At 31.8% G+C, this 14208-nt stretch carries 16 protein-coding genes; 7 read left to right on the forward strand and 9 right to left on the reverse strand.

Translation table 11 applies throughout. The annotated features are described in order from the left end of the window. Positions 1-100: 100 nt before the first annotated feature. From D1815_RS14355 to D1815_RS14380, 6 genes are all read left to right on the forward strand, one after another. Entirely contained in the window at positions 101-502 is a 402-nt protein-coding gene (locus D1815_RS14355; RefSeq protein WP_118387785.1) for a hypothetical protein, read from the forward strand. 7 nt (positions 503-509) lie between these two features. Continuing rightward, positions 510-998 (forward strand): hypothetical protein, encoded by a 489-nt coding sequence (locus D1815_RS14360; RefSeq protein WP_118387787.1) that lies wholly within the window; start codon positions 510-512, stop codon positions 996-998. 1 nt (position 999) lies between these two features. Then, entirely contained in the window at positions 1000-1575 is a 576-nt protein-coding gene (locus D1815_RS14365; RefSeq protein WP_027394937.1) for a YceI family protein, read from the forward strand. 75 nt (positions 1576-1650) lie between these two features. Next, on the forward strand, positions 1651-2517 hold the full coding sequence (locus tag D1815_RS14370) for a helix-turn-helix transcriptional regulator (protein ID WP_118387789.1): 867 nt from the start codon (positions 1651-1653) through the stop codon (positions 2515-2517). Between the two features lie 92 nt (positions 2518-2609). Beyond that, complete coding sequence (locus D1815_RS14375) at positions 2610-3479, forward strand: NAD(P)-dependent oxidoreductase (protein WP_118387791.1); 870 nt, start codon at positions 2610-2612, stop codon at positions 3477-3479. 4 nt (positions 3480-3483) lie between these two features. Continuing rightward, entirely contained in the window at positions 3484-4089 is a 606-nt protein-coding gene (locus D1815_RS14380; RefSeq protein WP_118387793.1) for an FMN-dependent NADH-azoreductase, read from the forward strand. A gap of 232 nt (positions 4090-4321) precedes the next feature. Here D1815_RS14380 and D1815_RS14385 read toward each other — a convergent pair whose 3' ends face one another. From D1815_RS14385 to D1815_RS14425, 9 genes are all read right to left on the reverse strand, one after another. Beyond that, positions 4322-5299 carry an alpha/beta fold hydrolase gene (locus D1815_RS14385; protein ID WP_118387795.1) on the reverse strand — a complete coding sequence of 326 codons (978 nt, stop codon included), beginning with the start codon at positions 5297-5299 and terminating at the stop codon, positions 4322-4324. Between the two features lie 18 nt (positions 5300-5317). Then, positions 5318-5728, reverse strand: a complete 411-nt coding sequence (locus tag D1815_RS14390) for a nuclear transport factor 2 family protein (RefSeq protein WP_199726716.1) — start codon at positions 5726-5728, stop codon at positions 5318-5320. A gap of 54 nt (positions 5729-5782) precedes the next feature. After that, positions 5783-6343, reverse strand: a complete 561-nt coding sequence (locus D1815_RS14395; RefSeq protein ID WP_118387799.1) for a TetR/AcrR family transcriptional regulator — start codon at positions 6341-6343, stop codon at positions 5783-5785. Positions 6344-6432: 89 nt separating this feature from the next. Beyond that, entirely contained in the window at positions 6433-7695 is a 1263-nt protein-coding gene (locus tag D1815_RS14400; RefSeq protein ID WP_118387801.1) for a POTRA domain-containing protein, read from the reverse strand. 58 nt (positions 7696-7753) lie between these two features. After that, positions 7754-9016 carry a POTRA domain-containing protein gene (locus D1815_RS14405; RefSeq protein ID WP_118387803.1) on the reverse strand — a complete coding sequence of 421 codons (1263 nt, stop codon included), beginning with the start codon at positions 9014-9016 and terminating at the stop codon, positions 7754-7756. Between the two features lie 68 nt (positions 9017-9084). Then, positions 9085-9714, reverse strand: a complete 630-nt coding sequence (locus tag D1815_RS14410; protein WP_118387805.1) for a hypothetical protein — start codon at positions 9712-9714, stop codon at positions 9085-9087. A gap of 94 nt (positions 9715-9808) precedes the next feature. Further along, positions 9809-10807 (reverse strand): glycoside hydrolase, encoded by a 999-nt coding sequence (locus tag D1815_RS14415; RefSeq protein ID WP_118387807.1) that lies wholly within the window; start codon positions 10805-10807, stop codon positions 9809-9811. An 86-nt stretch (positions 10808-10893) separates the two neighbouring features. Continuing rightward, the gene (locus D1815_RS14420; protein WP_027394926.1) at positions 10894-11814 is read right to left on the reverse strand and encodes a hypothetical protein; all 921 of its coding nucleotides are present in this window, start codon (positions 11812-11814) and stop codon (positions 10894-10896) included. Between the two features lie 71 nt (positions 11815-11885). Beyond that, positions 11886-12596 (reverse strand): DUF547 domain-containing protein, encoded by a 711-nt coding sequence (locus tag D1815_RS14425; protein ID WP_118387809.1) that lies wholly within the window; start codon positions 12594-12596, stop codon positions 11886-11888. Positions 12597-12905: 309 nt separating this feature from the next. Between D1815_RS14425 and D1815_RS14430 the strand changes: the two genes are divergently transcribed. After that, positions 12906-14207, forward strand: a complete 1302-nt coding sequence (locus D1815_RS14430; RefSeq protein ID WP_118387811.1) for an NAD(P)/FAD-dependent oxidoreductase — start codon at positions 12906-12908, stop codon at positions 14205-14207. Position 14208 lies beyond the last annotated feature (1 nt).

Genomic DNA, 14208 nt, shown 5'->3' on the forward strand with positions numbered 1-14208 from the left:
CCTTGTTTTTATCTAAAATCCGTCTCATTTAGCAAATTGAAACGATTTTTTTCTGCATTTGGTCAATATTTGTCTCATACAAATCCTAAAATCAGAAAAAATGAAACATTTCGCAATTTTAAAAAAAGTAAGCATACTCTTTCTTTTCATCATTTCTTTCTCCACCTTTTCTCAAGAAAATAATACGGACTTACAACTATTAATAGGTGAATGGAAATTAGACATGAGTCCTCAGGATAAAACAGACTCTAATTTTGCTATAATGCGTATTGATAAAATCAACTCCAAAACTGTACACGGTACATTTTATCGAGAAGGAGTTAAAATACAAGAAGGAAGAATTAATACCCAATTAGATGTTGTTTATGTTTCTCTGATATCTGGTGACAATAGCGGAAGTTATAACACAAGCTTTTACTATAAAAACGGAAAATTATACGGTTCTACTCATGCTGTGGATAGAGGCTTTTTAGCAGTTTGGATTGCAGAAAAAACTAAATAATAACGCTATGAGAATAATAATTGTACTATTAGTAGCATCTACCTTAAATTCATTGACCGCACAAATACAATATGGAACTCCCATAAATGAAGAATTACCTGATAAGTTAAAAACACTTCGTAAGGCAATTGAAGTAAATAACTTTCCAAAAAAAATTGATGCAATTAAGATTGATAATCGATTTTATTGGAAACATAACACAGCTATCCTATGTAAAGAAAATGAGATTAAAATCATAGAATATGGTGCTTATCTTTTCTACAATAACACTTGGAATCTTAGGAAATCATATCCATTAAAAGAATTAAATAAAAACTTTGGTACTAAAAAAGAAGTGATGAAACAGTTTCAACCATATACTTGGACAAAAAACTGGCGAACAGATAGTTCTCTCTTTGGCGGATGGGCTATGTGGTACTTTATAGGCATTACCAAGGATGGGGAAACTGTATGCGGATATCAAAAAATAGAAACAACCAATAAACTTCTGAATTAAAATGAGAACACTAAAAATTATATCTGTAGTATTTTTTCTACTATTAGGATTACAAAGTATAAATGCCCAGAGTTTCGAATTAGACACAAAAAAATCGACATTTTTCTGGACAGGTAAAGCTGCATTTAATTCTTATTCTCTAAAAGGCACGATTGACGCAAAAAAAGGGGCGATGATTATAAGTGATACTGTAATATCCGCTATGAATATTACCATTGATATGAAAAGTTTAGATCATGAAAATAACGATCTCAAAAATCATTTAAAAAACGAAGATTTTTTTGAGGTTAAAAAATATTCAAAAGCTATATTTACTCTAGAAAAAACGACAAAGATTGAAAATCATAAAGCTATTCTACAAGGTAAACTGACTATTAAAGGAAAAACAAACCTGGAACGTATTCCTGTTAACATAGAACACAATGACTCTGGAATTACTATTACATTTAATCATACAATTGACAGAACTAAATATGGAGTTAATCATAACTCTCCAAGTATTTTTAAACGTATGAAAGAAAATGCAATTGCAGATGAATTTATCCTAAAAGGTAAGCTGAAATTCGATTCTGATTAAACTTTTGACCGAAAATCACTACTTTTATAAAAAGCCGCTATTTAATTATATACATTCTATTGATTTTCGCTTGTTATGAAAGTAGTTCCTCAAGTATTTTATCAACATCCTAGAATAGAAAAAGTTTTAATAGACGGTCTTTCTTGTGTAATTCTAAAAAATGTAAAACAAGCGGATCTTCAGAATGAAAGGTATTTAGCTTCTCACGCATTAACATTAGTACTAAATGGAGGATTACAAGTAGAAACCCCAGAAGGTGATTTAACCATAGTTCAAAAAAATCAAATCATTCTTTTACCAAGAGGACTGTATATGATATCAGATATTATCCCTAAGGATAACTCTTTCGAAGCAATTGTTTTCTTCTTTGATGAAGAAATCACAGATGAATTTTTGAATAATTTCGAAGTGTTTACAAAGGAAGATACCTCAACAAATTTAGTACTAGAGTATGATCAAAATCTGCGACTTTTTACAGATACTCTTCTTACCCTATACAGAGGTAAAAATCAGCATCAATTCACAAGACCAAAACTACTAGAACTACTGCATTTGATCAGTATCTCGAAACAAGGGAGTGAATTTCTGTCAAAGCTTTTTCAATTAAAAAAAAGAGCTAAAAAAAACATTCGGACTTTTATGAATAACAACTTTGACAAACCACTGGACGTTGAAGATTACTCTTATCTTACTGGAAGAAGTATCTCGACATTTAGAAGAGATTTTAAATCTAAATTTGGTATTTCTCCTAAAAAGTGGCTGACCGAAAGACGGTTAGAAAAAGCTTCTTTTTTATTAAAAGACACTAACGATTCTGTTACAAGTATCGCACGACAAGTTGGATACGAAAACACCCCACATTTCATTAAGACATTTCAAAAAAAATTCAATATTTCTCCTAAGCAATTTCAAATTAAATACCGAAAAGACATTATGATCTAAGTTTTTGATCGAAAAACACAGCTTTTAGTTTTTTCGAAAACTTATTTTTTTCACTTTCTGTGACATTTGTATAAGAATTAAAACATATACAAATGAATAAAATAGGATTTATAGGATTAGGTATTATGGGAAGTAGAATGGCTTCTAATCTTCAAAAAGCCGGCCATTCACTTATTGTATACAACCGAACCAAAGAAAAAGCAAACCATCTACTGGATAATGGAGCAACATGGGCAGAAAACCCTAAAGAAGTTGCACAAAACGTAGATGTTTTAATCACAATGCTATCTACTCCAGAAATTGTCAAAGAAGTTGCTCTTGGTAGCAAAGGTTTTCTTTCTTCTCTTAAGGATAATAGTATTTGGATTAATTGCAGCACGGTAAATCCATCATTTACCAAGGAGATGGATATCATCGCAAAAAAACATAGAATTCGTTATCTCGACGCTCCAGTAGCAGGTACGAAAGCTCCTGCTGAGAGCGGTGAATTACTCTTTTTGGTAGGAGGCGATTCAGCTTCTGTTACTGAAACTAAATTCTTACTTGATATTATGGGAAAAAAGACATTGCATTTAGGAAAAGTAGGAATGGGTGCTGCTATGAAAATGCTAATTAATCAATTATTAGGACAATCTATGGTTGCTTTTTCAGAAGCATTAGTGATGGGTGAAGCTATGGGTTTAGAAAAAGAAACATTATTCAATGTACTACTAAGCACACCTGTTGTTCCTCCCGTAATGTCAGCAATCCGTTCAAAACTTGAAAACTCTAATTATGAAACAAATTTCCCCTTAAAGTGGATACAAAAAGATCTACACCTATCCACTATTTGTGCATATGAGCAAAATATAGCGGTCCCTAATCTTACAATTACGAAGGAAATCTATGCACAAGCAAAACAACATGGGTATGGAGATCTAGATTTTAGCGCAGTATATGAATTTTTAAACCTTAAAAAATAAAACTATGAAATTACTAAGAATAGATGCCAGTTCTAGAATAGACAATTCAGATAGTCGAAAAATAGCAGATCAATTTCAGCAACGTTGGCAAAAAAATAATCCAAAAGGTTCAATCATAACTAGAGACATCATAAATACTCCAATACCTCATATACATCAAAAAACAATTGAAGGATTTTATAGTTCTAAAGAACAATTTAATGACGAATTAATTAGTGCTACAAAATTATCTGATCAACTCATTGAAGAGTTAAAGGAAACCAACATTTTACTCATAAGCACACCTATGTATAACTTTAGTATTCCATCTGCCTTAAAAGCTTGGATTGACCACATCGTTAGGATTAATAGTACTTTTGGGATAGATGAGCAAGGTCAATTTTATGGTACAGTCAAAAATGTAAAAGCTTATATCATAACCTCCGCAGGAGCAGTATATAACTCAACTGAAATGAAAGCCTTAGACTTTCTTCAACCCTATTTACAAACAGTTCTAGGTCTTATTGGAATAACTGATGTAACCTTTTTGCCAATAGAAGGAACCACTATGAATGAAGAAGTATTTAAACATTCAAAGCAAACAATTTCTGAAATCATAAATAAATTGTAAAAACGCTCAAACTCTTAGCAAAGATCAACAAAAGTCTGTAAATGGAGGTAATCTTGGAGCTTGTCCTAATCCTGTTGACGCTCAAAAATGTCAATCTTGTGGTGGGTATCCTTTACCAAATGGTTGTTGTTTACGAACAAGAGAAACGCATATGTGTATTTCAGGTATATTTGAATAATAATGAAACAAGGATCTAGTTTATCAACTAGATCCTTGTTCTATTTTGTAGCTATTATTTAATTCCATTTTTTTTAAGGAAAAATCTAATTTTCTTGATAATCGATTTACTTTCTTCCTCTAAGGCAAAATGTCCAGTATCATAAATATTATAATCAATATTTTTCACATCCCTTTTAAAAGCTTCTGCCCCACTTTCTGGAAAGAAGGCATCATTCTTGCCCCAAACAATTAACATTGGTGGTTGATTATCTCTAAGGTATTTTTGCCATTTGGGATATAATTTTAAATTATTTCGATAATCATAAAATAAATCTATGTGAATTTTATGTGCATTAGGTCTAGATAACCGTAAGTAATCCAAATGCCAAGTATCTGGATTTATATTTTCGGAATTTCTGGTTCCATGAGTGTATTGCCATTTTAATCCTTTTAAAGAAAAAGCAGGTAACAATGCTTTCTCTGTTTTTTCATTTCTCTCTTTCCAAAGAGCCTGAATACCAGCCCAAGCTGGCCCTAATCCTTCCTCATAAGCATTTCCATTTTGATTGATAATTGCGGTTACTCTTTCTGGATGTTTTGTAGCTATCCTAAATCCTATAGGAGCGCCATAATCCTGAATCATTAATGCGTATGAAGTTATTTCTAACTTTTCTAAAAATGTATTAATAGTATTCGCCAGATTATCAAATGTATATTCATAATCTGTTTCACTGGGTAAGTCGCTATTACCAAAACCAGGATAATCAGGTGCTATCAAATAGAATTCGTCGGATAATTGATTTAATACCTTTCGATATTGATGTGAAGAAGCAGGAAAACCATGTAATAATACCACTGCTGGATTTTTTGGATTACCCGCTTCGCGATAGGCTACTTGTACTCCATCTACATTCATTTTTTTATATTTCACACTATACGCTTCAGTAACTATATTATCATTACTAATAAAGCTTAAATCAGACCCTAACATGCTACTCGTAATGGCAAATATTAGGATTAAAACTAGATGTTTTGTTGTTTGAATTTTCATTTTGTGTATTTATTTAAATTATAATTTTCTTTCAGATCCTGTTATATCTAGGTCATTGATACTAGCGTATCTCTTTTTCATAAGTCCGTTTTCATCAAATTCCCAATTCTCATTACCATAAGCTCGAAACCATTGTTCCTGATCATTTTTATACTCATATTCGAATCGTACAGCAATCCTATTTTCTGTAAAAGCCCACAGTTCTTTTTTCAATTTATATTCCTGTTCATTCTTCCATTTATCGGTTAAAAAATCTTGTACTTCTTCTCTTCCATTAATAAATTGATTCCGATTTCTCCACTCGGTATCTTCGCTATATGCTTTAGACACTTTAATTGGGTCTTTTGAGTTCCAGGCATCTTCTGCCATTTGTACTTTCTGTTTTGCTGTCTCCTCTGTAAAAGGAGGTAAAGGATACTTTTTTTTCATGATGATTTTATTTATTACCGAACGTTCGGTATGATTATTGTTTAAAAAAATGTGTTAGTGTATATAATATTTTCTTATTTCTTCTAAAGTCTCTAAAAACAATGAATTATCAGACATTGCATTAGACACCACTAAACTTCCTTGTATACTAATAAGGCCTCTTCTGGCGATCTTAGAAGATGCTTGCTTATCTAAGCCAAACTCTAAGCCGAAATCAGAAAAATGTTGAATCCAGGATTCCATTTCTGATTTTATTTTTCTTCCAAAGATCTCCATTCCAGCTTCCATAGATAGTGACCTTAACACGCAAGTTTCTTTGCCTTGATCGTATAACTCACCTATTTTTTGCAATACTAATTCTAACCTTTCTTTTGGCTCTTTAGTTTTATCCAAAAGTACTTCGTAAAGATTTGTTTGCAACCAATCTGAAGAATAAGACAATACAGCTAAACCTATTTGTTTTTTACCATCGGGAAATCGATGATACAAACTTGCTTTTTTTAAACCGGCACCTTCTGCCAATTCGTTTAGACTAGCTCCTTCATACCCTTTAGATCTAAAAACCTGATTAAGGCCCTCCATCAACTGTTTATCTTCTACTTTTACTGGTCTCATAACATAGCAAATATATAGATAATTAGTTTTTTACCAAACGTTCGGTAATTAATTAACTTGTTTTTAACAAAAAAACTAATTTTTGATTATTAAAAATATTGCCCTATTCCGAATACAAATCCATTAGTAGCATCTTCGGTAACTCCATATCCATAATCTATTCTAAAGATTGCATTAAAAATACGTTTATGTATAAATCGCAATCCTACTCCTGGATATACTCTGAAATTTTGAGTATCTCCGAAGTCCCCAAAATCTCCGCCAGGATTTCGCCAACTACCTCCATCAACAAAAACATTACTTTGTAATACAAACCAATCTTTATCATATAAAGTATGCCTATATTCTGTGTTCAAAACAATAACACCAGTTCCTCTATCAATTGTATTTCCTACCCCTCTAATATTTAGATTATTATCAACAGCAAAAGGTGCAAAAGGAGAATCATCATTGGTTGCTAAACCTACTCTCAATCTAGATGCCCAATTTCCTTTTTTACCAATTCGATGATAATACATAAAATCATTCCACCCAATTAAAAAATCTGGTAACACATTTTCCGTACTAATTACGTATTGAAAGTTTGCCACACTTCTAAATCCTGAGACATATTGAAAATAATAATCTAAATTGTTATACTCATAAATCAATTTGAACAGTACTTTATTTACATCAAAATCAAGTGGCACATTAGGTCCTGTAGCTCCATTTCTATATGTATAATCTTCATTAAAATAATTTACACCTAATTCTATTCTATTTCGAAAATTAAATTGATACAATCCTAAAACTTCATATGACGTATTATTATATTTATAATCCGCAGTACCATTATCTAGAAAAACAGGTTCCTGTGTAGTAAGATTCTGGTAATTAAATGCCAAACCAAACTTGTTAGTAAATAAATATGGAGCTCTTATATTTAATCCAAAAGAGCTATAAATATCATCTTGATAAAACCCGCCTAAAGTGACATTCTGCCCTAATAAATTAAACTCATATAAGCCTACTCTAAATGCAAATTCATCATTATTAGTAGTGTATAAATTAGCACTCGGAATTATAGTAAAGTTTTCTTCTACTCCATAAACTACTTGATAACCATTCTCTTTTTCGTGAACTTGATAATATGCGTGCGCAATGCTAGGTAATCGTTTCAACCGTTTAATATCTTCTTCTATCTTAATAGAATCTAATACTTCCCCTTCTCTAACAGAATTCAATTTTATAATTGCCGCTGTTCTTGTCTTTTTATTTCCTTGAATTACTATTTCAGAAATATTTCTTTTCTGAGCATTTCCTAAAAAACAAAAACAAAAGGTTAGGAAGACAAGAGTGAGTCTTTTTCGCATTTAGTTCTAAATATTTGAAGCAATTTTATAACAAAGGTACACCTTATTGCACTGCAAATCAAAAATATTGTCCAATCCCAAAGGTAATACCATTGGTTGCATCATTTCCAATTCCGTATCCATAATCTAACCTAAAAACCGCATTAAAAATTCTTTTATGTATCAATCTTATGCCCGCTCCTGGGTAAAATCTTAGTGTACTACCATCTATTAACTCCACGAGTTCTCCTCCTGGATTTCTCCAGGTACCTGTATCAATAAAAACATTGCTCTGAACTACAAACCAACCTTTTTCATATAGCGTGTGTCTATACTCGGTATTTAAAACTATTGCCGCAGTCCCTCTATCAATAGTATTTCCCGCACCTCTTATATTTAATTGATTATCTACAGCAAAAGGTGCAAATGGAGTATCATCGTTAGAAGCATATGCTAACCTAAGGCGATTAGCCCAATTTCCTAACTTACCCACTCTTTTAAAATATTCGAAATCGTTTCTACCGATAAAAAAATCATCTAAAAGACCATCGCCGCCAGTAACAAATCGAAAATCCAAAAGGCTTCTCAAACCAGATACATACTGATAATCAATATCAATATCGTTATACTCATACTCTCCTCTGTAAGCAATTTTACTAGCAGAAAGGCGTGTAGGGATTTCTGAAGGTAAATCTCCTTCTATAAAATTATATTCTTCATTAGAGATGTTAACTCCAACCTGCGCTTTATGGTGGAAGTTAAATTCGTATAACAAATTAACTTCGAAAGCTCTTGTATCGAATTTATAATTTATCGTATTATCATTGTCAAGAAAAATAGGCTCTTGAGAAACTAGATTCTTATAATTAATACCAAAACCAAATTTATTTGTAAAAAGGTAAGGAGCTTCCCAATATCCACCATAAGAATCAAACACATCTCGTTGATAAAACCCTCCTAATATTTGATTTCTTCCGAATAAGTTAAACTCAAAAAGGGATACCCTATATGCAAATTCCCCATTGTTGTCAGTTGCTATACTAAGCCCTGGAATAATGGTGAAATTTTCTTCAATAGTATAGATAATTTGATACTCTGATCCTTGATTTTTTTGCACTATTGCTTCTGCATTTGCAATACCCGGAAGTCTTTTAAGTCTTTCTATATCTGTCGCTACCCTCAGAGAATCGTATACCAATCCTAGTTTTACCTTAACTAATTTCCTAATAAAGGATTCTTTTGTCCTTTTTAGTCCTGTAATTTGTAATTCTGATACTAGAGCATCTTGAGAAAAGCTTCCTTGATACACAAAGAAAATCAGTGCTATTAAGATTTTCTTCATAACATATTTTACACTCGTAGACGAAAAACATGTTATGATCTTACATAAAAGATTAAATAAAGTTAAGGCTAGAATCTTTTTTGAATAAACAAATTCACCCAATTATCTTCACTGACTCCCATAAGGGTAAAATTATATGAATTAGCTGCGTCTAACTGTGGTGGAATTTCTTGGGTGATATTTAAAACTACATTATCCGTTTTATAATATTGGAATTGTTTTTGAAAAGTATAGGTTCCAGAAAGCAATTCATCATCAGTATCAGAAATTACTTGAAAATATATCTTATTATCATTAAACATTCCGTCTTCCCAATTAAATATTGGCATATTTTCACTATTTGTATTTACAACCACTTCATCGGTAAACTCTGTAGGTTTTGTTAGATGTTTTAATCTAATTGGATTTGATAAATGCAATTTTTCATTTTCAAAAAACGTAATAATTACCCACTTTTCTTCAATTGTAGTTCTTGTGAATTTTTTTAGATATCCGTTAAAAATATCTGTTGGTGCTATCATTACCTGTTGATAGTTTTGATAATCATTTTTATCAGCTTCTATATTTGCTGTTTCAAAATATCTAATATCCGTTGCTCCAGGTCTTGGATATACATACGCAATAATGACATCTTCATCTGATTGAGATCCCGAAGCACACGCAATTACATTATCAATTTCTATTTCATTTAAAGCCACTAAAGATGTAAGAGATTAATCCAATAAAATCGTATTTTGATCTTTATTACAAGCCAATAGAATGCAACATAAGATAAATACGATATAATTGGTTTTAATCATCTTTATACAATGTTTGTATTAACTTTTCTGATGGTTTATTCTGTATTGTAAATCTATTATTATCTTCTCCTCCCACCTTATCATGGTCATGGTACCATTTCCAAAGAAATCCACCAGCAAACCAGTGCTCTTTCCAGAATTCCTCATATAACGCTGTTAACGCATTATTCTGAGCTTTTAAATCTACATTCCCCTTTATTCTATTAGAAGCCCAAGGTTCTTTTCCTGTATAATGTATACTTCTATATCCAAACTCTGTAAACAAAACAGGTTTTTCTATTGTTTTTTGTAATGCTATTATCTCGTTTTTATGCATTTGCCAACCTTCCCTCATCTCCTCTACACTAGGCGTTTTACTCTCAGAAACCGGAAAGTAAGCATCTACACCAATATAATCCAATTGATTCCAAAAAGGAGCATTTGCGAACTGATCCCAATTCTCCGCATAGGTTAACTTACCCTCATAAACAGATCTAACTTTCTGTATTAACTGCTTCCAATATTCGGGTCTTTTCTGTACAAAAGTGTGCAATTCTGTACCAATACATAATATTGGAACATTTAATTTTTGAGCCAATTTAGCATACAGCATAATAAACCCTTCATAAGAGCTTTCTAAGGTTTTCCAATCCTCTTCGGAATCCATAGAAATATTACCCGTAAACTCACCTCGCCAAACCCAAATCTGCGGCTTCAGCATGACTTTAATCCCTTTTTGGTTTAGTAATTCAATGGTACGCTCTGCTCCATCTGCTCTCTCCCCCCACCATTGCCTTTCTGTATTAAAAACAACTGATGGTTCTTTCAAATTTTTCACAAATCCAAATGGCATCACAGCAGCCCAATTTGCATTTACTTTTACTACAGGATCTATATTTGTCTCATTAATCTCTTTTGGTGATGCGACAAAACTAACTCCATTGATTTTAGATTGCTGTCCAGAACAGTTCAAAAAACAAATACTAATCAGCAGTATAAAAAAACGTTTCATGATTATTTTTTATACCGCTGAAAATACAATTTATATTTTATAGTGCTTAAAACATTGCTCTTAAACCTAAGCTAAATGTTTGTTTTCTATAATACATATCTTAAACCTATATTGTATGATTCTCCAAGACCAGAATCATTTCCTCTTGCAAAATAACTCCATAATGCTTCAATATTAAGCGATTTTGTGAGTTGATATTTTGCTCCTGCTCCTACTGCAGTTAGGTCTTGCTCAAAATCATTATTTAAATCAATAAGTTGAAAATGTTGTACAAATACTTGTGCTGTAAACTTAGAGCTCGGAAAATAACTTAAGAACACTCCAGGAGTAAGACGGAAGCTGTCATTTGCAAAACTACCTTCCGATCTGCCATCGCTATTAAACTCAAGGTCCTTACCAAAATTATATTCAGTATTTAGATCAAAGAAAAGCTGCCACTTATTACTATTACCTAAAGCAAGGTCATAAAAGAATCTGTTTTGAAAAACAAACCCATCTTGATCAAAGAAAACACCATCATCAAACTCACTTTTTATTGTCGGAATCACCAAGCTACTTTGTACAGAAAAATTACTCAGACTTTTAAAAGGGACAAATTTTACACTTGGAGCGATACTGGTAATACCACTTCTTGCTGATCCACTTTCTCCATCAAAACTAAAGACATCAAAAGCACCACGGTCTCCTATTGTATTAGATCTAAATTCAATAATCGCACCTACAGTAATTCTTCTATTTTCTGAAATTCCATAGAAAACATCTAATGTCGAAGTAAAGAAGTTTTCTCTATCAGCAGAAGATACATCTCCATCAGCATTTGCAATACGAGTTTGTGTATAAAGATTATTAAACCATTTAACATCTACTTGTCCTTTTCCTATCAATTTTGAAGGAGTAAGATTTTGTATTACAGAACCATTATCCTCTGCATCATCATCTTGCGCAAATCCAAAGCTTACGGTTAGTAATAAAAAAAGTGCGGTTATTATATTCTTAGTTAATCTCATGATTTAAATATGTTTATTATTAGATTAAGTGTTTATTGGATTACTTGTTATCCTTATTTATAGGTTTATTATTATTTTGCTACGTTTAAACTCCAGTTATATGGGTAGTATGATACTCTTGCATTCGCAGGAATTTTTTCTTTTCTAAATTGGTTTACGTAGTCTATTTCTGAACCATTTTGAGTAAAGTCTCCTTTATACCATTCGAAAATTTGAGAAAGTTGTACTTTCTTTCCTTTTACTTTAATAAAGTTAGGATTGTTTAATGCTATCGTTGTTTGACGCTGTAATTGTTTTTCTAAAAGCGAAGGAGTATAAGCTTCTGAAATTATTGGAGGGCAACCTAACCCAGCACAAACCAGTGCAAAGTGAAAACGTGCTTCGGTTGGAAAATTCTTTCTAAGAATCTTATTTTCCAAATCATTTAATGTTGTTGATTTACCCGCTAAAGTATATTTAATCTTATCAAAAAAGCCTTTGATATTAAGTGGTGATTTTGTTGGATAATTATTAATTACTCCTTTAATAACAGATAAATTATATCCATTAATATAAAATGCTTGAAAAGTTTTAGAATCACTCTTAGAAACACTTAAGTTGGCAGCTATATCCAATAACCCATCCAATTCCTTAGGATCACTTTTTATTGCTTTATAATCTACTTTACCATTTGTTACATGTTTTTTAAAAAACGCATCAGATTTGGTGAAAAATTCTGTTGTGCTTTGCGAAAAGCTAACAGTAACCATTAGCAAAGTCATTATAAAAATTATCTTTTTCATTGTTTTAAGTTTTAAAAACTTCTTATTATGAAGTTGGTTTAATACAAGTTAAGTTTACCTTGGTAACGGGCATTGAGTCGGAGCGTCTATATGCTACTTACAAATTATTTTCAATTTGTTTGAAAGAATTTTTTATTCATTTATAAAGAAAATCATCGTTCGAATTCTTTACTAAAACTTACAAAAACTTAGCTTTTTAGATTAATTCTAAATTATTAATGTTGGTTAAGTTCTTATATTTATAAACGACTTACGCACAGAAGCTTCATTTTAAGAACTAAAATTGAAAATCAACTAACACACACCTCTATGGAACATATTGTAATTATCGGCAACGGAATTTCTGGTGTTACTGCTGCAAGGCATATCCGGAAAATGTCTGATAAAAAGATTACTCTCGTATCTGCCGAAACAGATTATTTCTTTTCTCGTACTGCGTTGATGTATATATACATGGGACACATGAAATTCGAACATACACAACCTTATGAAAATTGGTTTTGGGAAAAAAATCGTATTGAATTAAGGAAAGGGTTTGTTTCGAAAGTAGATCACCAAAAAAATCAATTGATTTTTGAAGATGGAGAAAGTCTGCAGTATGATAAACTAATAATTGCTACAGGTTCTAAACCAAATAAATTTGGATGGCCAGGTCAAGATCTAGATGGTGTTATGGGAATGTATCATAAACAGGATCTTGAAAATTTAGAAAAATATGCTCCTAATAATAAAGTTTGTAAAAGAGCTGTTATTGTTGGTGGTGGTTTAATCGGAATAGAATTAGCAGAAATGCTTAACTCTAGAGGAATCCCTGTTACTTTTTTAGTAAGAGAAGATAGTTTCTGGAATGGCGTTCTTCCTGCTGGAGAAAGCGGAATGATTAACCGACATATAAAGAATCATCACATTGACCTTCGTTTAGGTTCCAATCTAAAAGAAATCATTTCTGATAAAGATGGAAAAGTGAAGTCAATAATCATTCAAGAAACAGGAGAAGAAATAGCCTGCAATGTTGTTGGGCTTACCGCCGGTGTATCTCCCAATGTAGATTTCTTAAAAGATTCTGGAATTGAATTAGGAAGAGGTGTTAAAGTAAATCGTTTCTTAGAAACAAATATTTCTAACATATATGCTATTGGTGATTGTGCAGAACAACACCAAGCTATTGGAAACAGAAGACCAATAGAAGCAGTATGGTATACCGGAAGAATGATGGGCGAAACTGTTGCACAAACGATCTGTGGAAATAAACTAGAGTATAAGCCTAGTCACTGGTTTAATAGTGCCAAATTCTTGGACATCGAATATCAAACATATGGATGGGTATTTGGTAGACCTCAAGAATATGAAGAACAATTCCATTGGATACATCAAGATGATACAAAATGTGTTACCGTTTCTTATCATAAAGAAACTAGAGAGTTTCTAGGAATAAACACTTTTGGGATTCGAATGCGTCACGAGGTATTTGACAAATGGTTAACTGAAAAAAGAGATGTAGACTATGTCATCTCCAATTTATTAGAAGCCAATTTTAATCCTGAATTCTTCAAACATTTCGAAAAAGATATTTTAAATGCTTTCCAAAAGCAACAAACAATAAACGCATAAA

Source organism: Aquimarina sp. AD1 (assembly GCF_003443695.1).
GTDB classification, from domain to species: domain Bacteria; phylum Bacteroidota; class Bacteroidia; order Flavobacteriales; family Flavobacteriaceae; genus Aquimarina; species Aquimarina latercula.